This window comes from Streptomyces sp. NPDC056883, assembly GCF_042788835.1.
Lineage (GTDB): Bacteria > Actinomycetota > Actinomycetes > Streptomycetales > Streptomycetaceae > Streptomyces > Streptomyces stoeckheimensis.
The window spans coordinates 1-24712 of record NZ_JBHUBS010000034.1 but is presented as its reverse complement, the minus strand read 5'-3'; the positions used below and the strand labels follow the sequence as shown (position 1 = coordinate 24712).

The 24712-nt window shown below is 72.1% G+C and carries 24 protein-coding genes and 1 riboswitch; of the genes, 10 read left to right on the top strand and 14 right to left on the bottom strand.

Translation table 11 applies throughout. The features are described 5' to 3' along the window. Window positions 1-147 precede the first annotated feature (147 nt). Both ACFRU2_RS40815 and ACFRU2_RS40810 read right to left on the bottom strand, forming a co-directional pair. Window positions 148-513, bottom strand: a complete 366-nt coding sequence (locus tag ACFRU2_RS40815) for an Rv2175c family DNA-binding protein (protein ID WP_243330105.1) — start codon at window positions 511-513, stop codon at window positions 148-150. Window positions 514-730: 217 nt separating this feature from the next. Further along, the gene (locus tag ACFRU2_RS40810) at window positions 731-1978 is read right to left on the bottom strand and encodes an NAD(P)/FAD-dependent oxidoreductase (RefSeq protein WP_382981375.1); all 1248 of its coding nucleotides are present in this window, start codon (window positions 1976-1978) and stop codon (window positions 731-733) included. A 159-nt stretch (window positions 1979-2137) separates the two neighbouring features. Then, window positions 2138-2250: riboswitch (TPP riboswitch) on the top strand. Here ACFRU2_RS40810 and thiO point away from each other — a divergent pair. The 6 genes from thiO to ACFRU2_RS40780 all read left to right on the top strand — a co-directional run bounded on the left by thiO (window position 2248) and on the right by ACFRU2_RS40780 (window position 8633). Continuing rightward, window positions 2248-3447, top strand: coding sequence for a glycine oxidase ThiO (thiO, locus tag ACFRU2_RS40805; protein WP_382981374.1), 1200 nt, complete (start codon window positions 2248-2250; stop codon window positions 3445-3447). Its footprint overlaps the riboswitch before it by 3 nt. Beyond that, window positions 3444-3650: a sulfur carrier protein ThiS gene (thiS, locus tag ACFRU2_RS40800; RefSeq protein WP_382981373.1), complete on the top strand. Its 207-nt coding sequence runs from the start codon at window positions 3444-3446 to the stop codon at window positions 3648-3650. The genes thiO and thiS overlap by 4 nt, the downstream gene beginning before the upstream one ends. Window positions 3651-3654: 4 nt before the next feature. Continuing rightward, the gene (locus tag ACFRU2_RS40795; RefSeq protein ID WP_250743726.1) at window positions 3655-4467 is read left to right on the top strand and encodes a thiazole synthase; all 813 of its coding nucleotides are present in this window, start codon (window positions 3655-3657) and stop codon (window positions 4465-4467) included. A gap of 714 nt (window positions 4468-5181) precedes the next feature. Continuing rightward, window positions 5182-7098, top strand: coding sequence for a Stk1 family PASTA domain-containing Ser/Thr kinase (gene pknB / locus ACFRU2_RS40790; protein ID WP_382981372.1), 1917 nt, complete (start codon window positions 5182-5184; stop codon window positions 7096-7098). A 9-nt stretch (window positions 7099-7107) separates the two neighbouring features. Further along, window positions 7108-7983 (top strand): deoxyribonuclease IV, encoded by an 876-nt coding sequence (locus tag ACFRU2_RS40785; protein ID WP_382981371.1) that lies wholly within the window; start codon window positions 7108-7110, stop codon window positions 7981-7983. A gap of 104 nt (window positions 7984-8087) precedes the next feature. Continuing rightward, complete coding sequence (locus ACFRU2_RS40780; RefSeq protein ID WP_382981370.1) at window positions 8088-8633, top strand: DUF4396 domain-containing protein; 546 nt, start codon at window positions 8088-8090, stop codon at window positions 8631-8633. A 17-nt stretch (window positions 8634-8650) separates the two neighbouring features. Here the strand turns inward: ACFRU2_RS40780 and ACFRU2_RS40775 are convergent, their stop codons facing one another. Then, window positions 8651-9283 (bottom strand): sulfite oxidase-like oxidoreductase, encoded by a 633-nt coding sequence (locus tag ACFRU2_RS40775; protein ID WP_382981369.1) that lies wholly within the window; start codon window positions 9281-9283, stop codon window positions 8651-8653. Between the two features lie 173 nt (window positions 9284-9456). Between ACFRU2_RS40775 and bfr the strand changes: the two genes are divergently transcribed. Next, complete coding sequence (bfr, locus tag ACFRU2_RS40770; protein ID WP_112446344.1) at window positions 9457-9933, top strand: bacterioferritin; 477 nt, start codon at window positions 9457-9459, stop codon at window positions 9931-9933. A gap of 2 nt (window positions 9934-9935) precedes the next feature. Here bfr and ACFRU2_RS40765 read toward each other — a convergent pair whose 3' ends face one another. Both ACFRU2_RS40765 and ACFRU2_RS40760 read right to left on the bottom strand, forming a co-directional pair. Beyond that, complete coding sequence (locus tag ACFRU2_RS40765; RefSeq protein WP_274552306.1) at window positions 9936-10214, bottom strand: bacterioferritin-associated ferredoxin; 279 nt, start codon at window positions 10212-10214, stop codon at window positions 9936-9938. A 170-nt stretch (window positions 10215-10384) separates the two neighbouring features. Beyond that, window positions 10385-11749, bottom strand: a complete 1365-nt coding sequence (locus tag ACFRU2_RS40760) for a class II 3-deoxy-7-phosphoheptulonate synthase (protein ID WP_374213473.1) — start codon at window positions 11747-11749, stop codon at window positions 10385-10387. A 302-nt stretch (window positions 11750-12051) separates the two neighbouring features. Here ACFRU2_RS40760 and ACFRU2_RS40755 point away from each other — a divergent pair, with 302 nt between their 5' ends. Beyond that, complete coding sequence (locus ACFRU2_RS40755) at window positions 12052-13971, top strand: anthranilate synthase family protein (RefSeq protein WP_382981368.1); 1920 nt, start codon at window positions 12052-12054, stop codon at window positions 13969-13971. Window positions 13972-14036: 65 nt separating this feature from the next. On the opposite strand, the gene ACFRU2_RS40750 is transcribed toward ACFRU2_RS40755, so the two are convergent. The 5 genes from ACFRU2_RS40750 to ACFRU2_RS40730 form a co-directional block, all read right to left on the bottom strand. Continuing rightward, entirely contained in the window at window positions 14037-15038 is a 1002-nt protein-coding gene (locus ACFRU2_RS40750; RefSeq protein ID WP_382981367.1) for a 2-hydroxyacid dehydrogenase, read from the bottom strand. A 104-nt stretch (window positions 15039-15142) separates the two neighbouring features. Then, window positions 15143-16171 (bottom strand): 6-phosphofructokinase, encoded by a 1029-nt coding sequence (locus tag ACFRU2_RS40745; protein ID WP_382981389.1) that lies wholly within the window; start codon window positions 16169-16171, stop codon window positions 15143-15145. A gap of 180 nt (window positions 16172-16351) precedes the next feature. Then, window positions 16352-16996, bottom strand: a complete 645-nt coding sequence (locus ACFRU2_RS40740; protein ID WP_250743819.1) for a response regulator transcription factor — start codon at window positions 16994-16996, stop codon at window positions 16352-16354. Between the two features lie 68 nt (window positions 16997-17064). Beyond that, window positions 17065-18273 (bottom strand): MacS family sensor histidine kinase, encoded by a 1209-nt coding sequence (macS, locus tag ACFRU2_RS40735; RefSeq protein ID WP_382981366.1) that lies wholly within the window; start codon window positions 18271-18273, stop codon window positions 17065-17067. A 38-nt stretch (window positions 18274-18311) separates the two neighbouring features. Next, a complete protein-coding gene (locus tag ACFRU2_RS40730) occupies window positions 18312-19103 on the bottom strand; it encodes a lysophospholipid acyltransferase family protein (RefSeq protein ID WP_382981388.1) in 792 nt (263 codons plus the stop codon). A gap of 163 nt (window positions 19104-19266) precedes the next feature. Between ACFRU2_RS40730 and ACFRU2_RS40725 the strand changes: the two genes are divergently transcribed. After that, window positions 19267-20046 (top strand): carboxylesterase, encoded by a 780-nt coding sequence (locus tag ACFRU2_RS40725; RefSeq protein WP_274552301.1) that lies wholly within the window; start codon window positions 19267-19269, stop codon window positions 20044-20046. Then, window positions 20039-20626 carry a hypothetical protein gene (locus ACFRU2_RS40720; protein WP_382981365.1) on the top strand — a complete coding sequence of 196 codons (588 nt, stop codon included), beginning with the start codon at window positions 20039-20041 and terminating at the stop codon, window positions 20624-20626. The genes ACFRU2_RS40725 and ACFRU2_RS40720 overlap by 8 nt, the downstream gene beginning before the upstream one ends. A 149-nt stretch (window positions 20627-20775) precedes the next feature. On the opposite strand, the gene ACFRU2_RS40715 is transcribed toward ACFRU2_RS40720, so the two are convergent. From ACFRU2_RS40715 to ACFRU2_RS40700, 4 genes are all read right to left on the bottom strand, one after another. Beyond that, complete coding sequence (locus ACFRU2_RS40715) at window positions 20776-21531, bottom strand: endonuclease/exonuclease/phosphatase family protein (RefSeq protein ID WP_382981364.1); 756 nt, start codon at window positions 21529-21531, stop codon at window positions 20776-20778. An 86-nt stretch (window positions 21532-21617) separates the two neighbouring features. Further along, window positions 21618-22559, bottom strand: coding sequence for an ROK family glucokinase (locus ACFRU2_RS40710; RefSeq protein ID WP_382981363.1), 942 nt, complete (start codon window positions 22557-22559; stop codon window positions 21618-21620). A gap of 61 nt (window positions 22560-22620) precedes the next feature. Continuing rightward, window positions 22621-23130, bottom strand: coding sequence for a DUF5304 domain-containing protein (locus ACFRU2_RS40705; protein ID WP_382981362.1), 510 nt, complete (start codon window positions 23128-23130; stop codon window positions 22621-22623). A gap of 112 nt (window positions 23131-23242) precedes the next feature. Then, window positions 23243-24391, bottom strand: coding sequence for an ArsA family ATPase (locus tag ACFRU2_RS40700; RefSeq protein WP_382981361.1), 1149 nt, complete (start codon window positions 24389-24391; stop codon window positions 23243-23245). Between the last annotated feature and the right edge of the window lie 321 nt (window positions 24392-24712).

Sequence of the window (24712 nt, the reverse complement as noted above, 5' to 3'; positions counted from 1 at the left end):
GGAGCGGGGGGGGGGGGGGTTGTGGGGAAGGAGCGGTCCTCTTTGGGTTTGTTTTCCGCTGGTGTTGCTGTGGTGTTCCCCCCCTGCGCCACCCCCCCCCACCGCGCTTGCGCTTGATCTTGAACTTGATCTTGATGCGGAGTCAGGTCAGATGGCGAGCGCCTGAGCGCGGCGCTTCACCTCCGTGCCGCGATTCTCGCTCAGCGCCTGCACGGGGGTGCCGGGCAGGGTCTCGTCGGCGGTGAAGAGCCACTCCAGGATCTCCGCGTCGGTGAAGCGGTCGTCGCGGAGCACGGTCAGCAGGCCGACCAGGCCCTTGACGATCTTGTCTCCGTCGATGAACGCGGCGGGGACCTGGAGGGAGCGGTTCTCGCCGCGGCGCACCGCGAGCAGCTGACCCTCCTTGACCAGCTGGCGAACCTTGGTCACTTCGATGTCGAGCATCTCCGCGATGTCGGGGAGGTACAGCCAGGCGGGAACAAGGGCATCGATCTTTGCGTCAATCTCGGTCACGAGCACAAGCCTGCCATCTCGGACTGCCCGCCGGTACCCGAGCGACCCCGTCCGGGGTGCGGGGGCCCCGCCGACGGGGCCGAAGACGGGGCGGGCGGGACCCGAGCGAGCCGGAATCGGGACACCCGCGACCCCGAGTCGCCCTGGCCCTGGCCCTGGCCAGGGCCCGCACTCCGCCGGGTCAGCCGGGTCAGCCGGGTCAGCCGGGTCAGCCGAGTCAGCCGAGCAGCGTCGACTTCAGTGCGGTCGCCGGGTCGGCCACCTTCGCCCGGTCCACCAGAGCGCCCGACTCGATGAGCCGGCGCCCCTGGGCCAGGTCGCGCGGGCGGCCCACCGCGAGGACCGCAACCAGCCGCCCCTCGCGCAGCCAGCACACCGACCAGGTGTCCGCCCCCGGGTCACCGCGCCACAGCATCGCGTCCGCGTCGCCGTGATGGCCCGCGTACTGCACGAAGCGGCCGAACTGCTCCGACCAGAAATACGGGACCGGGTCGTAGACCTGCTCCCCGGAGCCCCCGGCCACGATGTCCGCCGCCACCACGCGCGGCCCCTGGAGCGCGTTGTCCCAGTGGTGCACCAGCAGCCGGGACCCGTAGCGGCCCGACGGGAACGAGGCGCAGTCCCCCACGGCGTACACCCCGGGCACCGAGGTGCGCAGCCGCTCGTCGGCGGTGACCGCTCCGTCCGGGCCGAGCTCCACGCCGGACCCGGCCAGCCATCCGGTGGCCGGCCGGGCGCCGATGCCCACCACCACCGCTCCGGCCGGCAGCGCCCGCCCGTCGGCCAGCAGGACCCGGCCCGCCTCCACGGAAGCCACCCTCGCGCCGGTCAGCAGCTCGGCGCCCGCCTCGGCGTACCACCGCCCCATCGGCTCGGCCACCTCCGCGGGCAGCGCGCCCGCCAGCACCCGGTCGGCCGCCTCGACCACCGTCACGGCGCAGCCCGCCTCGCGGGCGGCCGTGGCGAATTCCGCGCCGATCCAGCCGGCCCCGACCACGACCACCGCCGAGCCGGCCGCCAGGACGGGCCGCAGCCGGGCGGCGTCGTCCAGGGTGCGCAGCAGGTGGACCCCGGGGACACCGTCCGCGCCGGGCAGGGTCAGCGGGAGGGCGCCGGTCGCCAGCACGAGGACCTCGTACGGGACCGGTCCGGCCTCGGTGTCCACCTCGCGGTCGGCGGGCCGCAGCCCGGTGACCTCGACCCCCAGCCGGAGCTCGATGCCAAGCTCCTCGAAGTCGACGTCGAAGGCCGAGTCCTCCGCCTTGCCGAGGAGCACCGCCTTGGACAGCGGGGGCCGGTCGTAGGGCTGGTGGGGTTCGGCCCCCAGCAGGGTGACGGGGCCGGTCCAGCCCTGCTCCCGGAGGGCGACCGCGGTCTGGACCCCGGCCATCCCGGCGCCGACGATCACCACGCCGCGCCGAGTCTCTTCCACCTGCTGCGTCTGCTGTTGCGTCTGCTCGCTCACGCCGCCCACCCTAATCAACTGACGGTCCGTCAGGAATAGTGGATGGCGACCCGTCCGGGATCCGGGCGGGAGCCCGGCGGGAGCCCTGCCACGGCCGGACCGGCACCGCCGCCGGGGAGGCAGCCTTACCGGCCGTCGGCCTCGGCGTTACTCTGACACCGAACCTATCGCGGGAGTCCGGGCGCACCGGGCTGAGAGGGAGGCTGGCCGGCCTCCGACCGTACGAACCTGATCCGGGTCATGCCGGCGAAGGGAGGGGCTGGACGCCCATGCATTCATTCAGGAACGGCCGGAGTCCCGGCTACGACGTCCTCGTCATCGGGGGCGGCATCATCGGCCTGGTCACCGCCTGGCGGGCGGCCCGGCGCGGGCTGCGCACCGCGCTGGCCGATCCGGCCCCCGGCGGCGGCGCCGCCCAGGTCGCGGCCGGCATGCTGGCCGCCGTCACCGAGCTTCACTACGGCGAGGAGACCCTGCTCGGGCTCAACCTCGCCTCCGCCGCCCGCTACCCCGAGTTCGCCGCCGAGCTCGCCGAAGCCAGCGGCGGCATGGACATCGGCTACCGCGCCTGCGGCACCCTCGCCGTCGCCCTCGACGCCGACGACCGGCTGCACCTGCGCGAACTGCACGCCCTCCAGCGCCGCTGCGGCCTGGAGTCCGACTGGCTGACCGGCCGCGAGTGCCGCCGCCTGGAACCGATGCTGGCGCCGGGCGTACGCGGCGGCCTGCGCGTGGACGGCGACCACCAGGTCGACCCCCGCCGCCTCGCGGCCGCCCTGCTGGCCGCCTGCGAACGGGCCGGGGTCGCCCTGCACCGCGCCGGGGCGGCGCGCCTGCTGACCGCCGCCGACCGGGCCTGCGGCGCGGTCCTCGACGACGCGGACGGTACGGAGCTGCGCGCCGACCAGGTGGTGCTGGCGGCGGGCTCGCTCAGCGGCCGGCTGGACGGCGTACCGCCCGAGGCCGTGGCGCCCGTACGGCCGGTGAAGGGCCAGGTGCTGCGCCTCGCGGTGCCGCCCTCGTACGCCCCGTTCCTGTCACGGACCGTACGGGCCGTGGTGCGCGGCAGCCACGTCTACCTGGTCCCCCGCGAGAACGGCGAGCTCGTCGTCGGCGCCACCAGCGAGGAACTCGGCTGGGACACCACCGTCACCGCGGGCGGGGTCTACGAACTCCTGCGCGACGCCCACGAACTGGTGCCCGGAATCACCGAACTCCCCCTGGTGGAGACCCGGGCCGGGCTGCGGCCCGGATCGCCGGACAACGCCCCCCTCCTCGGCCCGACCGACCTCCCCGGCCTCCACCTGGCCACCGGCCACTACCGCAACGGGGTCCTGCTGACGCCCCTGACCGGGGACGTGATGGCGGACCTGCTGACCACCGGCGAACTCCCGGAAATCGCCCGCCCCTTCACCCCGCGCCGCTTCGCCGTCACGCCCACCCTCACGCGACAGGAGTCGTTCGCATGACCATTTCCGTCTCCGTCAACGGCGAGCCGCGCGAGATCGCGGACGGGACCAAGCTCGCCGCCGTGATCGCCACCCTCACCGAAGCCACCAAGGGGGTCGCGGCCGCCCTCAACGAGACCGTGGTGCCGCGCGGCCAGTGGCCGTACACCTCCGTGACCGACGGCGACCGCGTCGAGGTCCTCACCGCAGTCCAGGGAGGCTGAGCACATGGCGGACACGTATGACATCTCCGACGACGCCTTCACCCTCGCCGGCCGGACCTTCTCCTCGCGCCTGATCATGGGCACCGGCGGGGCGCCGAGCCTGGACATCCTGGAACGGGCGCTGGTCGCGTCCGGCACGGAACTCACCACGGTCGCGATGCGGCGCCTCGACCCGACGGTGCAGGGCTCGGTCCTGTCCGTCCTGAACCGCCTCGGCATCGCGGTCCTCCCCAACACCGCGGGCTGCTTCACGGCCGGCGAAGCCGTCCTGACGGCGCGCCTCGCCCGGGAGGCCCTCGGCACGGACTGGATCAAACTGGAGGTGGTCGCGGACGAACGCACCCTCCTCCCGGACGGGGTCGAACTGCTCGACGCCGCCGAAACCCTGGTCGACGAGGGCTTCACGGTCCTCCCGTACACGAACGACGACCCGGTCCTCGCCCGCAAACTGGAGGACGTGGGCTGCGCGGCGATCATGCCGCTCGGCTCCCCCATCGGCTCCGGCATGGGCATCCGCAACCCGCACAACTTCGAGCTGATCACCGAGCGCGCAGGCGTCCCCGTCATCCTCGACGCGGGCGCCGGAACGGCCTCGGACGTGGCCCTGGCCATGGAACTGGGCTGCGCGGCGGTCATGCTCGCCTCGGCGGTGACCCGGGCGCAGCTCCCCGTCCTGATGGCCGCGGCCATGCGCGACGCGGTCACGGCGGGCCGCCTGGCCCACCGCGCGGGCCGCATCCCCCAACGCCGCTTCGCAGAAGCCTCCTCCCCGGTGGAGGGCCGAGCCACCCTGGACCCGGAACGCCCGGCGTTCTGAGCGGGCGGCGGTACGGGGCCTGGCGGGTGGGGGGCCTGATGCCGTACGGGCCCTCCGTGGGCGGGGCCTTCACCCCCTCGCGCTCCACCCCCGGCCGGTGGCTGCCCACCCGCCGCCCCCTCGGGACCGGACAGGCCCGGGACCGCCCAGCGCGGCGGAACCGAGGGATGGGCGGGACGGGGGCCGGCCGGAGGCTTCGGGAGGTTTGGGGTTTTCCGGCAGCCTCATCGTCCTTCCGCGTCGGGCCGGCCTGTCAAGGGCGCTCCCTGCGGTCGCGTCGCTTCGCGACGGCCTTCGGCCGCCCTTGACAGACCGACCCGCCACGGAAAAACGAAGGCAGCCGGAAAACCCCAAAAGAACGGGCGGGTCAGAGAGACATGGACGGCCCAGCAGGAAGGTGCGGCCAAACACCACAGGGCCCACCCCGAGCCCCGGCACCCATAAGCCGCCCGCGCCGGCGGCGGGCGCATCAGATCGCTACACGCATCCCCCGGCTCAGCGACTGACCGCCGTCACGAGCCAACCTCTCAAACGCGTCCCCACCGCTTCGATCTAGGCGTCGAAGGGTGGCGGGTGGGCAGGCACAGGGGCCGGGTGGAGCGCGAGGGGGTGGGAGCCCCGCGCGCGGGGGACCCGTGCCGCCCCACGTCACAGGTGCGCTGCAACCCTCCGGGGCCGGGACGGGGGGCGAGTCGGCCCTCGTAGAATCTCCGGGTGGACACGACCCTGGATGACCCCCTCGTCGGGCAGACGCTCGACGGCCGCTACCGCGTGGACGCCCGTATCGCGGCCGGCGGCATGGCCACGGTCTACCGGGCCGTCGACACCCGGCTGGACCGGGTCCTCGCGCTGAAGGTGATGCACCCGGCCCTCGCCGCCGACCCCGGCTTCGTCGACCGGTTCATCCGGGAGGCCAAGTCCGTGGCCCGGCTCGCCCATCCCAACGTCGTGGCCGTCTTCGACCAGGGCACGCACGGGCCGTACACGTACCTCGCCATGGAGTACGTGTCCGGCTGCACCCTGCGCGATGTGCTCCGCGAGCGCGGCGCGCTCCAGCCCCGAGCAGCCCTCGACATCCTCGAACCGGTGCTCGCCGCCCTCGGCGCCGCGCACCGCGCCGGCTTCGTGCACCGGGACATGAAGCCCGAGAACGTGCTGATCGGCGACGACGGCCGGGTCAAGGTCGCCGACTTCGGGCTGGTCCGGTCCGTGGACTCCGTGACCAATACCACCGGGTCCGTCCTCGGCACCGTCTCCTATCTCGCTCCCGAGCAGATCGAGAACGGCGTCACCGACACCCGCGTGGACGTCTACGCCTGCGGCGTCGTGTTCTACGAGATGCTCACCGGCTCCAAGCCGCACACCGGCGCCAACCCGGCCCAGGTGCTCTACCAGCACCTCAACGAGGACGTCCCGCCGCCGTCGGCCGCCGTCCCCGGGCTCCCCGTCGCGCTCGACGAGCTCGTCGCCCAGGCCACCGCGCGCCACCCCGATCTGCGTCCCTACGACGCGGCCGCCCTCCTCGCGCTGGCCATAGGGGCCCGTGCCCAGCTCTCCGACTCCGAGCTGGACGCCGTACCGCCGCAGGCCCGGGCCACGGAGCGGACCGCCGCCGAGGACCGCACCGGCGTGATCCCCCGCCCGGTGACCACACACGCTTCGCACGCCGAGCCGGTGTCCCACACCTCCCGGCTGGCGGCTCCGCCCCTGCCCCCGGCGCCCGCGCCGGCGGCCTCCCGGATCCGCCGGCCCGGCGTGCTGCTCGTCGTCCTCGGCGTCCTGCTCTTCCTCGGCCTCGGTACGGGGGTCTGGTACATCAGCTCCGGCCAGTTCACGAAGGTCCCCAACCTGCTCGGCAAGACCGAGGCGGAGGCCAAGTCCCAGCTGTCGGCGGCCGGGCTCGGGGTGAAGCGGGTCGACCGGAAGTTCAGCGCGGCCTTCGACAAGGGGACCGTGATGAACACCGACCCCGCCGGCGGCAAGCGCATCCGCGGCAACGGCGCGGTGACGCTCACCATCTCGCGCGGACCCGAGGTCGTCGTCGTACCCGACCTCAAGGGCAAGCCCCTGGAGGCCGCGAAGGCCGAGCTGACCTCGGTCGGCCTGACGCCGGGGGCCGTCACGCAGGCCTTCAGCCAGGACGTCGCGCAGGGCTCGGTGATCAGCACGGACCCGACGGGCGGCCAGAAGCGGTCCCTCGACACCCTGGTCGCGATGGTGGTCAGCAAGGGCCGCCCGGTGCCGGTCCCGCGCGTCACGGGAACCTCCCTCGACCAGGCCCGTTCCACCCTGGAGGGCCTCGGCCTGAAGGTGGAGACGGCCCCGGAGGAGGTCAACTCTCCCTTCCCCGCCGGTACGGTCGCCAACCAGTCGATCGGCGCCGGCAGCCAGGCCGCCGCGGGTGACACCGTCACCCTCACCGTGTCCAAGGGGCCCCGCCAGATCCCGGTCCCGGACGTCACCGGCCAGGAGGCCGACGCGGCCCGCAAGACCCTGGAGGGGCTGGGCTTCAAGGTCAAGGTCGACAAGCCCTTCCTCTCCTTCAGCAACACCGTCGACTCCCAGTCGGTCCCCGCGGGCCAGAACGCCGCCGAGGGCAGCACCATCACCATCAGGACCAAGGGGCTGTAACAGCACGCCATGAACAACAATTCAACATGCCGCAATCCGGTCGGCGGGCACGTGCCCGTCGCGGGCGGGCTGGCCTCGGTCGGGCTGGCGTACGCCCGCGAGATGGGTGCCGAGGCCGTTCAGGTCTTCGTCGCCAATCCGCGCGGCTGGGCCACCCCGGTCGGCAATCCCGCCCAGGACGAGCTGTTCCGCGAGGCCTGCGCGACCGAGGGGATCCCGGCCTACGTCCATGCCCCGTATCTGATCAACTTCGGCTCGCACACCGAGGCCACCGTCGAGAAGTCCGTGGAATCGCTGCGGCACTCGCTGCGCCGGGCCCGCGCGATCGGCGCGCTCGGGGTGGTCGTGCACACCGGCTCGGCGACCGGGGGCCGGCCGCGCGAGGCGGCGTACGCGCAGGTCAGGGAGCACATGTTGCCACTGCTGGACGAGCTGACGCATGACGACGACCCCTTCCTGCTGCTGGAGTCCACGGCCGGGCAGGGTTCCTCGCTGTGCTCGACCGCCGAGGAGTTCGGCCCGTACTTCGACGCCCTCGACCGGCATCCGATGCTGGGGATCTGCCTCGACACCTGCCACATCTTCGCGGCCGGGCACGATCTGGCGGAGCCGGGCGGGACGAAGCAGACGCTGGACCTGCTGGTGGACACGGTGGGCGAGGGCCGGCTGAAGCTGGTGCACGCCAACGACTCCAAGGAGGGCGTGGGCGCCCACAAGGACCGGCACGCGCAGATCGGTCAGGGGCACATCGGCCGGGACGCCTTCGCCGAGCTGTTCACGCATCCGGCGATGGAGGGTGTCCCGCTGATCATCGAGACGCCCGGTGGCAAGGAAGGGCACGCGGCGGACGTGGCGCTGCTGAAGGAGCTGCGCGAGCTCGGCTGATCCGTTGATCCATTGACCCGTTGAGGAATACCCCTGGGGGGTATACGGTTCTGTCATATCGACCGACAGAGCCGCTATCCGGCGTTCCTCGCCAGGGGGTTGTCATGGAACACGCGCACGAGCAGCAGCACGAGCACGAGCAGCACCACGGACAGCACCACGAGCACGAGCAGCACCACGACCACGGCCACCACCACACCACCTCCGGCGGCAAGGTCACCTGGGCCGCCGCCGCGCAGGCCACGCTCCACTGCCTCACCGGGTGCGCCATCGGCGAAGTGCTCGGCATGGTCATCGGGACGGCGCTGGGCTGGGGGAACGCCCCGACGATGGTCCTCGCGATCGTCCTCGCGTTCTTCTTCGGCTACGCGCTCACCCTGCGCGGGGTCCGCGCCGCCGGCCTGGACTTCCGTACGGCCATTCGGGTGGCGTTGGCGGCGGACACCCTCTCCATCGCCGTCATGGAAGTGATCGACAACGGGGTGATCCTGCTCTGGCCCGGAGCCATGGACGCGATGCTGTCGGACGCGCTGTTCTGGACTGCGCTCGCGATCGCGTTCGCGGTGGCCTTCGTCGTCACGACGCCCGTCAACAAGTGGATGATCGGCCGCGGAAAGGGTCACGCGGTGGTCCACCAGTACCACCATTGAGCCACCGAACCGATGAGCTACAGCTCGGGGCCGTCCCCCGGCTCCTCCTGGTACGAGTAGCGCTGCTCGCGCCAGGGGTCGCCGATGTTGTGGTAGCCGCGCTCCTCCCAGAAGCCGCGACGGTCGGCGGTCATGTACTCGATGCCGCGGACCCACTTGGGGCCCTTCCACGCGTAGAGGTGGGGCACGACCAGCCGGAGCGGGAAACCGTGCTCGGCGGTGAGCAGTTCGCCGCCCTGGTGGGTGGCGAAGACGGTCCGCTCGGAGGCGAAGTCCGCGAGGCGCATGTTGGAGCTGAAGCCGTACTCGGCCCACACCATCACGTGCGTGACCTGCGGGGACGGCGGAGCGAGCTCGAGGATCCTGCGGGCGAGCACGCCGCCCCATTCGGCACCGGTCATGCTGAACTTCGTCACGCAGTGCAGGTCCGCCTCGACGGAGTCGAACGGCAGGGCCGCGAACTCCTCGTGGTTCCAGCAGTGCTTGTCACCGTCGGCCGTCGCACCGAAGACGCGGAACTCCCAGCGCTCCGGCTTGAACTTGGGTACCGGTCCGTAGTGGGTGACCGGCCAGCCGCGCTGCAGCCTCTGCCCCGGGGGAAGCTCCAGTTGTTCTGATCCCGGAGATTCCCGGCTTTCCGGCTGACCCATGTCTCCATGGTGACAGACTTGGCGGGGTGGTCATGACCAGCTTCGCCCGGATTCGGGCAAGTCACGGTAACTCCCACTAAGGAGGCACTTACTGGACGGCCTCCTGTGGCGGTGCAAGGATGCGCGCACCTGCCCCGTCACATTGCTGACATTGCTTGGAAGGAGCCTCTGCGATGCAGGGCGACCCCGAGGTCCTCGAGTTTCTCAACGAGCAGCTGACCGGCGAACTTACGGCCATCAACCAGTACTGGCTCCACTACCGGATCCAGGACAACAAGGGCTGGACGAAGCTCGCCAAGTACACGCGCGAAGAGTCCATCGATGAGATGAAGCACGCGGACAAGATCACCGAGCGCATCCTGATGCTCGATGGTCTGCCGAACTACCAGCGCCTCTTCCACGTCCGCGTGGGCCAGACGCTGACGGAGATGTTCCAGGCCGACCGGCAGGTCGAGGTCGAGGCGATCGACCGCCTCAAGCGCGGTATCGAGGTCATGCGCGGCAAGGGTGACGTCACCTCGGCGCGGCTCTTCGAGGAGATCCTGGAGGACGAGGAGCACCACATCGACTACCTCGACACCCAGCTGGAGCTCATCGAGTCCATCGGCGAGGCGCTCTACATCGCGCAGCTCATCGAGCAGCCGAGCTAGTCCTACGCTGCTTCGGCGAGCTCCGTACCAGCCGATACCAGTGCCGGTACCAGGGGGTCGGCCGCGAGCACGGCGGCGGCGTCGCCCTTCTCCAGCAGTTCACGGCGCGGGCAGGCCCCGCGGCCGAGGAGACCCTGGATGGTCCGCACGCAGGAACCGCAGTCGGTGCCGGCCTTCGTGGCCGAGGCGATCTGGCGGGGCGTGCAGGCTCCGGCCTCCGCGTGGTCCTTGACCTGCTTGTCGGTGATCCCGAAACAAGAGCAGACGTACACGCGGTTCACCTCCCGGAAAGGAATGGTCGGGCCAGCCATCCCCTATTCGGTGAGGCTTACCTAACCATACCCAAACTTAGGGTTCCCTAAAAGAGCCGGGAACGACGATGGGGCGCGGATCACATTCGATCCGCGCCCCATCGGCCGTTACTCGTCGGTTGCTCACACTGCGCTGCGTCCTACTGGTCGCGGTACATCTCGGCGACGAGGAAGGCCAGGTCCAGGGACTGGCTGCGGTTGAGGCGCGGGTCGCAGGCCGTCTCGTAGCGCTGGTGCAGGTCGTCGACGAAGATCTCGTCGCCGCCGCCCACGCACTCGGTGACGTCGTCACCGGTGAGCTCGACGTGGATGCCGCCCGGGTGGGTGCCGAGGCCCTTGTGGACCTCGAAGAAGCCCTTGACCTCGTCGAGCACGTCGTCGAAACGGCGCGTCTTGTGGCCGGAGGCCGCCTCGAAGGTGTTGCCGTGCATCGGGTCGGTGACCCAGGCGACGGTCGCGCCCGAGGCGGTGACCTTCTCGACGAGCTCGGGGAGCTTGTCGCGGACCTTGTCGGCGCCCATGCGGACGACGAAGGTCAGGCGGCCCGGCTCGCGCTCGGGGTCGAGGCGGTCGATGTAGGTGAGCGCCTCGTCCACCGTGGTGGTGGGGCCGAGCTTGATGCCGATCGGGTTGGCGATCTGCGAGCAGAACTCGATGTGCGCGTGGTCCAGCTGGCGGGTGCGCTCACCGATCCAGACCATGTGGCCCGAGGTGTCGTACAGCCGGCCGGTGCGGGAGTCCGTACGGGTGAGGGCGCCCTCGTAGTCGAGGAGCAGCGCCTCGTGGGAGGCGTAGAACTCGACGGCCTTGAACTCCGCCGGGTCGGTGCCACAGGCCTTCATGAAGTTCAGCGCGTTGTCGATCTCCCGCGCGAGCTGCTCGTAGCGCTGCCCGGAGGGGGAGTTCTTCACGAAGTCCTGGTTCCAGGCGTGCACCTGGCGCAGGTCGGCGTAACCGCCGGTGGTGAAGGCGCGCACCAGGTTCAGCGTGGAGGCCGACGCGTGGTACATGCGCTTGAGGCGCTCGGGGTCCGGGACGCGGGACGCCTCGTTGAAGGCGAAGCCGTTCACGGAGTCGCCGCGGTACGTCGGCAGGGTGATGCCGTCGCGGGTCTCGGTGTCCTTGGAGCGCGGCTTGGAGTACTGGCCCGCGATGCGGCCGACCTTGACGACGGGCACGGAGGCCGCGTACGTCAGGACGGCGCTCATCTGGAGCAGCGTCTTCAGCTTGGCGCGGATGTGGTCGGCGGAGACGGCATCGAAGGCCTCGGCGCAGTCGCCACCCTGCAGCAGGAACGCCTCGCCCTTGGCGACGGCTCCCAGGCGGGCGCGCAGCTGGTCGCATTCGCCCGCGAAAACGAGGGGAGGATACGACTCGAGGTCCGCGACGACAGCGCGCAGGGCCTCGGCATCGGGGTACGAAGGCTGCTGCGCCGCGGGAAGGTCCCGCCAGGTCGCCTTGGAGGCGGGGGCTTGGGTTTCAGCGTTCACGGTCACCCCACACACATTACGGCGTCACACCGCACCTCCCGGTCGAGGACCACTACGTGAGACGGATGTCTCTCGCTCTGTTACTCACCCGTTTACCTGCCCTGGCCGGACGGTTGGGCTAGGGTCGGAGCATGTACGCGCACTCGAACCAGAACTGGTGGTGGCCCGCTCCCGGCGGCCCACTTCTCGCGCGTACCTGAAGACACGAGCGAAACGAAGGCCGCCCCGAGGGGCGGCCTTCCGCATTCTGTGAGTCACCACAGTCTCTGGAACACCGGGCCGTCCCACCCTCCGAAACCGGATAGGACGCCCACGCCATGCACCCGAACCCTCACCCTCGCCCTCACCCGCAGCTGAGCCGCCTGCTCGACGACAGCTGCCCGCCGTTCGCACTGCTGCGCCGCCGCACGCCCGGCCGCGACCACGACACCGTCGAGGTGCTGATCGGCCCGGTCCACGAGGCCGAGCACCTGGCCGACCTGCCCGTCGGCGAGCGGCCCGCCCTGGCCCTCGTCCCCTTCCGCCAGATGCGGGAGCGCGGCTTCGACGTGCGCGACGACGGCACGCCGCTGAGCGTGCTGGTCGCCGAGGAGGCCTACGAGATCCCGCTCGCCGAGGCGCTGGCCGCGCTGCCGGCCCACGAGGTGCGCGTCGACGGCGGCGGCTTCGACGTCCCCGACGAGGAGTACGCGGACACCGTCCGGCAGGTCATCGAGGACGAGATCGGCCGGGGCGAGGGCGCGAACTTCGTCATCCGGCGCACCTACGGGGGCCGGATCGAGGGCTTCGGCCGCGCCGACGCCCTCGCGCTGTTCCGGCGGCTCCTGGAGGGCGAGCGGGGCGCGTACTGGACGTACGTGGTCCACACCGGGGACCGCACCCTCGTCGGGGCCAGCCCCGAGGTGCACGTGCGGATGTCCGGGGGCACGGTCGTGATGAACCCGATCAGCGGTACGTACCGCTATCCGGCCGAGGGGCCGACGGCCGACTCCCTCCTCGCCTTCCTCGGGGACCGCAAGGAGACCGAGGAGCTGTCCATGGTGGTGGACGAGGAGCTCAAGATGATGTGCACGGTCGGGGACATGGGCGGGGTGGTCGTCGGCCCCCGGCTCAAGGAGATGGCGCACCTCGCGCACACCGAGTACGAGCTGCGCGGCCGGTCCTCGCTGGACGTGCGCGAGGTGCTGAAGGAGACGATGTTCGCGGCGACGGTGACCGGATCGCCGGTGCAGAACGCCTGCCGGGTCATCGAGCGGTACGAGACGGGCGGGCGCGGCTACTACGCGGGCGCGCTGGCCCTGCTGGGCCTCGACGCCTCGGGCGCCCAGACCCTCGACTCCCCCATCCTCATCCGGACGGCGGACATCGCGCCGGACGGCGCGCTGCGGGTGCCCGTCGGGGCCACCCTCGTACGGCACTCCGACCCGGCGGGCGAGGTGGCGGAGACGCACGCGAAGGCGGCCGGGGTGCTGGCCGCCCTCGGCGTCCGCCCGGCGGCGGTACGGCCCTGCGCCGACGGCGGGGCCGGGCCGCGGCTGGCCGACGACCCCCGGGTGCAGGCGGCCCTGGCGGCTCGCCGCGAGGACCTGGCGCCGTTCTGGCTGCGGATGCAGGAGCGGCCGTCGCAGGTGACGGGCCACGCGCTGGTGGTGGACGGGGAGGACACCTTCACCTCGATGCTGCGGCACGTGCTGCGGGTGGCCGGGCTGGAGGTGACCGTACGCCGCTACGACGACCCGGGGCTGCGGGCGGCCGCCCTGACCTGGGACGGGCCGATCGTGCTCGGCCCCGGCCCGGGCGACCCGGCGGACTTCGACGACCCGAAGATCCGCACGATGCGCGAGCTGACGGCGGAGCTCCTGGCCTCGCACCGCGGCGGCCTGCTCGGGGTCTGCCTCAGCCACCAGCTGCTCGCCGCCGAGCTGGGGCTCCCGCTGGTCCGCAAGGCGGAGCCGGCGCAGGGGGCGCAGACGCGGATCCCGCTGTTCGGGGCGCAGGAGGTCGTCGGCTTCTACAACACCTACGCGGCGCACTGCTCCGCGGAGCGGGAGCGGTCCCTGGCCCTGCGCGGCATCGAGGTCTCCCGCGACCCCGCCACCGGTGAGGTCCACGCACTGCGGTCCCGCACGGGCGGCTTCGCGGGCGTGCAGTTCCACCCGGAGTCGGTCCTGACCCTGCGCGGCGCGGAGCTGGTCCGCGACCTGATCGCCGGAGTCCGGGCGCCCGCCCGGGCGTGACCGCTGCCGGGCCCCGCCGGCGTCAGGAAGGGCCGGCGGGGCTCAGGAGGGGTCGGCGGCGGGGCTCAGGAGGGATCGGCGGGGCTCAGGGTGTTCTCCGAGCGGCGGCCCGCCAGGTAGTCCGCGACGTTGGCCACCGTGGTGTCGATGATCTGGCCCACCGCGTCGAGGGTGTAGTACGCCTGGTGGGAGGTGACGACCACGTTCGGGAAGGTGATCAGCCGCGCCAGGGTGTCGTCCTCGACCGCCACCAGGGACTTGTCCAGGAAGAAGAGTCCGGCCTCCGCCTCGTACACATCCAGGCCGACCCCCGTGAAACGCCCGGACCGCAGCTCCGTGACCAGCGCGTCCGTGTCGACGAGCCCGCCGCGGCTGGAGTTCACCAGGATCGCGTCGTCCTTCATCAGCTTGAGCGCCTGGGCGCCGATGATGTGGTGGGTGGACTCCAGCAGCGGAACGTGCAGGCTGATCACGTCCGAGGACGCGAACAGCGTGTCCTTGTCCACGTACTTCATGCCCAGCTCCACGCACGCCGGGTTCTGCGCCACGTCCCAGCCCAGCAGGTTCATGCCGAAGCCGTGGGCGATCCGGGTGAACGCCTCCCCGATCTTTCCGGTGCCGAGCACCCCCACCGTGCGGCCGCGCAGGTCGCGGCCCATCAGGCCGTTGAGCCGGAAGTCGAAGTCCCGCGTGCGGTTCGAGGCCCGGACGATCCGCCGGTTCACCGCCATGGCCAGGGTCCACGCGAACTCGGCCACCGAGTACGGGGAGTAGTACGAGACCCGGCCGACCGTCAGGCCGAGCTGCCGCGCGACGTCCAGGTCGATGTTGTTGAAGCCGGTGGAGCGCTGGGCGATCATCTTCGTCCCGCCCGCGGCCAGGGTGCGCAGCACCCGCCCGCTCAGGTCGGCGTTGACGCTGGAGGAGACGATCTCGTACCCGGTCGCGATGGGGGCGGTGTCCTCGCTCAGGAAGACGTCCAGGCAGCGCACCTCGTGCTGCCCCGCGAATGCCTTCTCGATGAGCGGCTTCTCGTCCGCCGTCACCCCGAATGCCAGGATTTCCACGTTCGCTCCCGTACTGCGCCAAAGAATCGGACCATGGGTCGTTCGTCACCTTACGACCCACGGTCCTGACCCGCCCTGCGCCCAGCCGGGGCTCGACCGGGAACTCAGCCGAAGAACACTCCGGCCTCCTCGTACAGCGCCGGGTCCACCGTCTTCAGCTTCGCCGTCGCCTCGGCGATCGGCACCCGCACGATGTCCGTGCCCTTCAGCGCGACCATCTTCCCGAAGTCCCCGTCGCGCACCGCGTCGATCGCGTGCAGCCCGAAGCGGGTGGCCAGCCACCGGTCGAACGCGCTCGGGGTGCCGCCCCGCTGGATGTGTCCGAGTACGGTCGTACGGGCCTCCTTGCCGGTCCGCGCCTCGATCTCCTTGGCCAGCCATTCGCCCACTCCGGACAGCCGGACGTGCCCGAAGGAGTCCTTCGTCGCGTCCTTCAGCACCATGTCGCCGTCCTTCGGCATCGCGCCCTCGGCGACGCACACGATCGGCGCGTAACTCGCCTTGAACCGCGAGCTCACCCAGGCGCAGACCTGGTCCACGTCGAAGCGCTGCTCGGGGATGAGGATGACGTTGGCGCCGCCCGCGAGCCCCGAGTGCAGGGCGATCCAGCCGGCGTGCCGGCCCATCACCTCGACGACCAGCACCCGCATGTGCGATTCGGCGGTGGTGTGCAGCCGGTCGATGGCCTCGGTGGCGATGCCGACGGCGGTGTCGAAGCCGAAGGTGTAGTCGGTGGCCGACAGGTCGTTGTCGATGGTCTTCGGGACCCCGACGCAGGGGATGCCGTACTCCTCGTAGAGCTTCGCGGCCACGCCCAAGGTGTCCTCGCCGCCGATCGCGACGAGGGCGTCGACCTCGTACTTGGCGAGGTTCTCCTTGATCTGGCGGACGCCGTCGTCCAGCTTGAACGGGTTGGTGCGCGAGGAGCCGAGGATGGTCCCGCCGCGCGGCAGGATCCCGCGAACGGCGGGGATGTCGAGCGGGACGGTGCGGCCCTCGACCGCACCCCGCCAGCCGTCCTTGAACCCGATGAACTCGTACGCGTACTCCTGCACGCCCTTGCGCACGACGCTGCGGATCACCGCGTTGAGCCCGGGGCAGTCGCCGCCGCCCGTCAGCACTCCGACCTTCATGGCCTTCATGGAATTTCCCTTCGCCACAGGGCCCGCTGAGGCCGCGGGGCCCGCATGACGGTCACGCTAGTGGTGACTCAGGTCACAGCAAGGCCTGAGGAAGGGTCAATTCCGGGGGAATTGCGGGGCGTTGCGTACGCCCGTTCACTCGTACGAGCGGCAGCCTCACCCGTGCGCGCCTCAGGCGTCGTCGAGGCCCCGCTCGATCGCGTACCGGACGAGCTCCACCCGGTTGTGCAACTGGAGCTTGCCCAGGGTGTTCTGCACGTGGTTCTGGACGGTGCGGTGGGAGATGACCAGCCGTTCCGCGATCTGCTTGTACGAGAGCCCCTTGGCCACCAGCCGCAGCACCTCGGTCTCCCGGTCGGTGAGCTGCGGTGCCTTGGGCTCGTCGGAGGCGGCCGGCGCCGGGTCGGTGGCGAGGCGCCGGTACTCGCCGAGGACCAGTCCGGCCAGGCCCGGGGTGAAGACGGGGTCGCCGGCCGCCGTGCGGCGCACGGCGTCGATGAGCTCCTGGGCTCCCGCGGACTTCAGCAGGTAGCCGGTCGCGCCGGACTTCACCGCTTCCAGGACGTCGGCGTGCTCGCCGCTCGCGGAGAGCACGAGGACCCGCAGCGCCGGGTTGGCGCCGACCAGCTCCTTGCAGACTTGGACCCCGGGCATGCCGGGCAGGTTGAGGTCGAGGACCAGGACGTGCGGGGCCGCAGCGCGCGCTCGGCGGACGGCCTCGGGTCCGTCGCCCGCGGTGGCCACCAGGTCGAAACCGGCGGCGGCCAGGTCGCGGGCGACCGCGTCCCGCCACATCGGATGGTCGTCCACGACCATGACCTTGATGCCGCCCAGGCCGTTCTGCCCGCCCTGACTGCCCTGACTGCCCTGCTCGCTCGACTCGTTCACTGGTTGCTCCCCCTCGGTACTTTCAGTTCCACTTCGGTGCCCTGCCCCGGGACGGACACCAGCTCGGCGCTGCCGCCGAGGTCGCGGAGCCGGCCCCGGATGGACAGGGCCACTCCCATCCGGCCCTCGCCCTCGGCCTGGTCGAGCCGGCCGGCCGGGATGCCCGGACCGTCGTCCCGGACGGTCACGATCACCTCGTCGCCCCAGTCCTCTACCAGGATCCAGGCGCTGGCCCCCTCGCCCGCGTGCTTGCGCACGTTGTCGAGGGCGGCCCCGACCGCCGCGGCCAGCTCCCTGGCGGCGGGCACCGGCAGCGGCACCGGGGTGCCCGGTTCCGCGAAGCTCACCCGCGAGCCCGCGTGCGGGGCGAGGAGGGCCCGCAGATCGAGCTCGCCCTCGTCCTCGCCGGGTTCCTCCACCTCGACGGAGGCCACGATCGCGCCGTGCGACTCGTCGCGGGAGATCCGCGAGGGGCGCGCGAGTCCGCTGGAGACCAGGGTGCGCAGCGCGACCTCCTGCTCCCCCGCCATCCGGCCCAGCTCGGCGGCTTCCCCGCCCAGTTCGGTGCCGCGCCGCTGGACCATCGCGAGGACCTGGAGGACCCCGTCGTGGATGTCGCGGGCGAGGCGTTCGCGCTCCCGGGTGGCGGCCTCGATCTCCAGGGCGCGGGCGAGGGTGGCCTCACTGGCCCGGGCCACCTCGACGACGTAGCCGATGGCGATGGAGGCCACCCAGACCAGGAGCACGTTGTGCAGGGTGTCCCGGGTGGGCTCGCCGCGCTGCACGAGGTTCGCGGCGGCGACGAAGCTGGAGGCGAAACAGGCCCAGCGCCAGCCGCCCTTGAGGGCGAAGGCGAGGACCGCGCCCGCGGTCCAGATGGAGGGCAGCGTGGGGCCGCCGCCCGTGACGCGTTCGTGGCTGTCGGCGAGCGGGGTGAGCAGGATCCCGACGCAGGCGACGGTGAGGTCGGCGCCCAGGAACCGCTTGGTGCAGCTGGCGGCGTTGGCCACCTTGGGGAGCGTGACCAGGGTCCAGCCCGCCAGGAAGGCGAGGTAGGAGGCCGCGATCCAGGGGCGGTCGAACTCCTTGTAGGCGGAGGCGAACAGCAGGGCCGCGTAGACCATGGTGAGCAGCCGGTAGGCCGTCAGGGCACGCCACAGCGGCTGCTCGACCGACATGCGTACGACGCGCTCGCGCTTCGCCATCTCCCCCACCCCGTACGGGCGGTCCCGCCCGTGTGCTGCTACTTGTCGGTGTCCGCGACGGCCGGTCCGGCCTTCTCGGTGCTCTCGGCGCTCTCGGCGTGTGCAGCCTTCTCGGCCTGCTCCGCCTTCTCGGCCTTCTCGCTCTTCGCGGCGGCCTTCTCCGCGTCGGCGATCTGCCGCTTGGCGGCCGTCGCGTAGATGTCGACGTACTCCTGGCCGGAGAGCTTCATGATCTCGTACATGACCTCGTCGGTCACCGAGCGGAGGATGAAGCGGTCCCCGTCCATGCCGTGGTAGCGGCTGAAGTCCAGCGGCTTCCCGATCCGGATACCCGGTCGCATGAGCTTCGGAACCACCTTGCCGGGCGGCTGGATCTTCTCGGTGTCGATCATCGCGACGGGGATCACGGGCGCGCCGGTGGCCAGCGCCACCCGGGCCAGACCGCCGGGCTTTCCGCGATACAGCCGGCCGTCGGGTGAACGCGTCCCCTCGGGGTAAATACCGAACAGCTCTCCGCGCTCGATGACGTCGATGCCGCTCTTGATGGCGGCCTCGCCGGCCCCGCGCGCACCCGAACGGTCCACCGGGAGCTGGCCGACGCCCTTGAAGAAGGCGGCCGTCAGCTTGCCCTTGACGCCCGGGGAGGTGAAGTACTCCGCCTTCGCGATGAAGGTCACCTTCCGGTCCAGCACGGCCGGGAGGAAGAAGGAGTCGGAGAAGGACAGGTGGTTGCTCGCGAGGATCGCCGGCCCCTCTGCGGGAATGTTCTCGAGGCCCTCCACCCACGGCCTGAAGGCGAGCTTCAGGGAACCGCCGATCGAGAACTTCATTGCGCCGTAGATCAACTCGAAAGCCTTCCTGTGTCTGTCGAACAGACCATATCCCGTGGTCGCACCCGGAGCCGTCAGACGACCCTGGTCGGTGCCACCCCCGTCGCGTACGGTGAAGTCACACAGCGCTACGCACCCCACGCCCCCCTTTAAGGAGACCCTGGTGCCCGTCCTCCCTGGAGCCGAGCCGTTCCGCCACGAGGGCGGAAAGGTCGGCGTCCTCCTCTGCCACGGCTTCACCGGTTCCCCCCAGTCGATGCGGCCCTGGGCCGACCATCTGGCCGCGCAGGGACTGACGGTGTCGCTGCCCCTGCTCCCCGGGCACGGGACGCGCTGGCAGGACATGCAGCTCACCGGCTGGCAGGACTGGTACGCCGAGGTGGACCGCGCGCTGCGGGAGCTCCTCGACAGCTGCGATCAGGTGTTCGTCTTCGGGCTGTCGATGGGCGGCGCGCTGACGCTGCGGCTGGCGGCGAAGCACGGGGACAGCATCAGCGGGATCGTCCTCGTCAACCCGGTCAACAAGATCCACGACCCGCTGGCCGTTGCCCTGCCGGTGGTCAAGCACTTCATCCGGTCGACCCCGGGCATCGCTAGCGACATCGCCAAGCCGGGCGCGGACGAGGTCGGCTACGACCGGGTCCCGACCCGGGCCGCGCACTCGCTGCGGAAGTTCCTGCAGATGCTGGACACCGAACTGCCGCAGGTGACGCAGCCGCTGCTGCTGCTGCACAGCCCGCAGGACCATGTGGTGCGGCCGACGGACTCGACGCGGATCCTGGCGCGGGTGTCCTCCACGGACGTCACCGAAACGCTGCTGGAACAGAGTTACCACGTCGCGACGTTGGACCATGACGCGGAGAAGATCTTCGCGGACAGCTACGCGTTCGTCGGACGGCTGTCGGAGAGCTTGGGCAGGGAGGGGGCGGCCAGCGGTGGCTGAGCACGAGGAGTCCTCCGGGGGTGTCCCCCCGCTGGACGAGGAAGCGGCGTGGGCGGCGATCGTCGCCGGCTACGGCCAGGAGCCGGCGGATCCGCCGGGCGCGAGACCGTTCCGGCCGATCGAGAACCTCCTCCTGCCGGAGGAGGACGTGAAGCCGGCGGCCGGCCCGGTGCCCCCGGCCGACCCGGCTTCCCCGGCGAACCCGGCCTCCCCGGAACCGCCCGCGGCGGCGGCTCTGGGCAGCTCGGTGGTGTTCGCCCCGGGCGTGGGCGGAGCGGGCCCCCGGGACCACTCCCTGGCCGAGCCCGACGACTCCCCCGAGGCCGCGAAGGACGAGGGACACTTCGTCCCCCCGGAGCCGGAGCTGCCGGAGGCGGACGCGACGTCGAAGTTCGCCTGGCTGGCGGTGGTGGGCGGACCGGTCCTGCTGCTCCTGGCGGTGCTGCTCCAGTGGGAGATGACCTGGTGGCTGACGACGCTGGGCGTCGGCGGCTTCCTGGGCGGCTTCGCGACGCTGGTCGCGCGGATGTCCACGGACGAGGACGAGGACGACGACCCGGGCCGCGGCGCGGTGGTCTGACCTTTTGACGCGCCGCTCGCGCCGCTGCGCGGGCTTGGCGTCGCTGCGCCGGACTCCGTCCGGCGGTGCCTGGGCGGGGCTGCCGCCACCGCCGTCCCGGCGCGGGGTCCGGTGGGCGGGTGCGGCGCGTCAAGAAGGAGTGCGGTGCGTTAAGAACGTGCGGGCAGCCGGAGGGTGGCCAGGACCGGGAGGTGGTCCGTGGCTTGGGTGAGGTCCTGCGGGGTGACTCCGGGCAGGGGTGAGGGGACGCCGCAGGCCAGGACCTCCACGCCCGCGCTGGCGAAGACGGCATCGATCCGCCGCGGCGGCGCCGACCGCACCCACGTGTGCTCCCCACCCCACGGCGCCACCGCCCGGCAGTCCTGCAGGGCCCCCGCGAGCCGGCGGAAGGCGGGCCCGGACGGGCCCTCGTTGATGTCCCCCGCCGCGATCGCGTACGGCACGTCCATCCCCTCGAGCCGCTCCAGGAGCAGCTCCGACTGGGCCAGCCGTTCGGGCCCGTCCAGCGACAGGTGTGCGCTCAGCACCCCGACCCGGACCCCGCCCAGCCGTACGACGGCCGTGGCGAAGCCCCGCCGGTGGCTGCCCGGTGTCAGCGGCAGCAGTATGTCCTCGGTCCGCTCCACGAAGGCCCGTAGGGAACACAGGAGCAGCGGCCCCGCCGCCGTGGCGCCGCCCGACAGGACCACCAGGTCGCACTTCGAGGCCAGCCGCGCCGCGTGCTTGCGCCAGCGGAAGAACCTCGGCGCCTCCTGGACGCACACCAGGTCGGGCGCGCACGCGCGGATCACCCTGGCCAGTGCGTCCTCGTCGTCGCGCAGCGAGCGGACGTTGTAGGAGAGCACCCGGATCACGGCGGAACCATCGGCTTCGGTGCAGGAGTTCGGCAGCTCGGTGAGGTCCATACCCCGCAACATAACGAGACTGCCCGCCGCACCCCAGGGGGCGCGGCGGGCAGTCCGTCGCAACGGGTCGTCGCAGGGCGGGGGCCTCAGCCCTGGCGGGCCAGGTCCGCCGCGCCGACCAGCCCGGCCTTGCCGCCCAGCTGGGCGGCGAGCACCTGCGCGTGCGGGCGCCATGCGCCGCCGATCAGCCAGCGCTTGAAGGACTTGCGGATCGGGTCGAGGACCAGGTCGCCCTCGTCCGAGACGCCGCCGCCGACGATGAACGCCGAGGGGTCGAAGAGCGAGGCCAGGTCCGCGAGGCCGGCGCCCGCCCAACGGGCCAGCTCGCGGAAGGAGTCGATGGCCACCAGGTCGCCGGCGCGGGCCGCCTCGCTGATGTGCTTGCCCTCGATGCCGTCGGGGGTTCCGTCGCCGAGCGCGAGGAGGGCCACCGCGTTCTCGGGGGTGGCGTTGGCGCGCTGCTTGGCGTACCGGACGAGCGCGCGCCCGGAGGCGTACTGCTCCCAGCAGCCCTGGCTGCCGCAGCCGCACAGCAGGCCGTCGGGGACGACGCGGATGTGGCCGAACTCGGCGGCCACGCCGAAGCGTCCGCGCCGGAGCTTGTTGCCGATGATGATGCCGCCGCCCAGGCCGGTGCCGAGCGTGATGCAGATGACGTCCTCGTGGCCCTGGCCGGCGCCGAAGCGGTACTCGCCCCAGGCGGCGCAGTTGGCGTCGTTCTCGACGACCACGGGCAGGCCGATGCGCTGCTCGACCTTGTCCTTGAGCGGCTCGTGCCGCCAGTTGATGTTCGGCGCGAAGAGTACGGTCGCACGCTTGTCATCGACGTATCCGGCGGCGCCGATGCCGACCGCGTCGATGGTGTGGCTGGCGCTGACCTCGGAGACGGCGGCGCAGATCGCGTCCGTCACTCCGTCCGGGGTCGGCGGCGTGGGCACCTTGTACGTCTCAAGGATGGTGCCGTCTTCGTCGACCACGCCGGCCGCGATCTTCGTGCCGCCGATGTCGACGCCGATGGTGAGTCCCATTAGTCCCTCGGTTTCCGGTCAAACCCCGCCGCTGTCAACCGTACCCGAGGGAGGCGGGGGTTCAGTCGAGATCGATCCGCTCGGTCGGGCCGTCGTCGCCCTCGTCACGGGGGTCCTTCGCGTTCCCGGCGGCACTTTCGGGGGTCCCGCTCCCCCACCCCGGGGCCCGCTCGTCGCGCGTCCAGCGGCGCTCGTGGCCCTCGACCGCGGAGCGGTAGGCGGCGAGCAGCTCCGAGCCCGCCGCCGCGAGGTGGTCGAAGACCTCGGGATTGCGCTCGACCACGGGTTTGGCGGCGGTCTTCGCCTGGTTGACGAACTGTCGTACGGCACCCTGCGCGGCGACGCCGAACAGCGGGTTGTTCAGCGCGGAGACCTTGTCGGACACCTTGTCGGCGACGGCCTCGAAGAGCTTGAACAGCTCCTCGGCGGCGGTCCCGGTGCCGGCGCCCGCGGAGGCGCCCTGCTCGGACCTGCGGCGCTCCCGCTCGGCGGCGAGGTCCTCGGCACAGGCCTCGGCCCAGGCGTCGTCCCCGGAGGAGGGATCGGTGGGACGGTCGGTGGCCTCGCTCATGGCGGACTCTCCTGCGGCGGCGGCTGGGCGTGCGGTACGGACTCCTGCTCCTACCGACGTTACCCGAACGGCGGTACGGCCCCCAGGCCGCCGGGGCCCGCCTTCCGGGCTTCTACGCCTTCTCGCCGCTCCGGGGCCACAGGCCCGGGTCCGGGGTGAAGCGGATGCGGAGCTCGTCGTCGACGAGGGCGGCGCCGGAGACGGTGCAGCGGCGCAGCGCCGCCGGCAGCGGAACGATCCTGCGGTACGGGCCCACGGTGAGCAGCAGCTCGTCTCCGCGCCGCACCAGCCCGAGCTCGGGCTTCTCCGCGCGGGGCAGCGGGACCCGCCAGAGCAGCACCCCGTCCTCGGCGATCCGGTCCTCCACGGTCCAGGCGGGGCGGGGCGCGGTCGCCGGGGCGGGGGCGGGGGCCAGCTCCGCCAGGTCCTCGGGACCGTGCGGGTCCCGGCCCAGGTGGGGTACGGGGAGCACCGGGAGGCTCTCGTCCCCGGCCCACTGGGCGGCGTACTTCTCCTGCTGGGCGGCGAGTCCCGCCAGCCACGGGTCGGTGGATCCGGCGGGCAGCATCCGGTTGGCGACCAGCGCGGAGACGGGCAGCCGGTACAGGGCGAGCCCGAGCCCGCCCAGGCGCAGCGCGGCGTCGGCGGCGGGTCCCGGCTCGGCGACGAGCCGTACGGAGGTGGTGGGGGCCTCCAGGACGTCCTGCACGGCCGCCAGGTCCTCGTCCCAGCGGGCGGCGGCCTCGTACAGCCACTGCGCGGGCATGGGGACACCGGCGAGCTGGGCCAGTACGGGGCGCAGGGCGCGGGCCGCCTGGCGCTCCGCGGGGAGCAGCCGGGCGAGGTAGCGGCGGAGCTGGGCGGGGAGGGCGAGGGTGGTGATCGCCTGGTGCAGCGGAGGCATGTCGACCACCACGAGGTCGGTGCCGGGCTCGTCCGCGGCCCGGCGCAGGGCGCGGAGCAGGGCGAACTGCTCGGCGCCGGGCAGCTCGGTGATCTCGTCGGTGTGCAGGGGGCGTGCGCCGAGCATCCCGAGCACCGCGGAGCCGCGCTCCTGGAGCGCGACGAGCTCGTGGCGGAACTCCTCGCCGGAGTCGACGCGGGTCACGCGGAGCGTGCCGTGCGGGGTGATCGGCGGGGCGGTGGGGCCGGTGGTGAGCAGCACCACGCGGTGGCCTTGCCTGGCGGCGGCGAGGGCGGTCGCTGCCGCGACGGTGCTTCTGCCGGCGCCGCCGGGGCCGGTGACGAGAAGGGTGTGCATGCTGCTCCTAGCTCCGCGCGGCCGGGGATAACGCCCCCCGCCAGCCTCCCACGCCCCCGAACCCCACCCACTACGCGGGGCGACGCCCCCACTGCGCCCCTCACCGCTGCGCGGGGCAAAGTCCCCGCAGCACCCCTCACCGCTGCGCGGGGCGGAGTCCCCGCAGCACCCTTTGCCGCTGCGCGGGGCAAAGTCCCCGCAGCACCCTTTGCCGCTGCGCGGGGCAAAGTCCCCTACCCGCCCTTCGCCCGTTCCCCGGGCTGCGCCCGGACCCCTCCTGGGGCTCCGCCCCAGACCCCGCGCCTCAAACGCCGGCGAGGC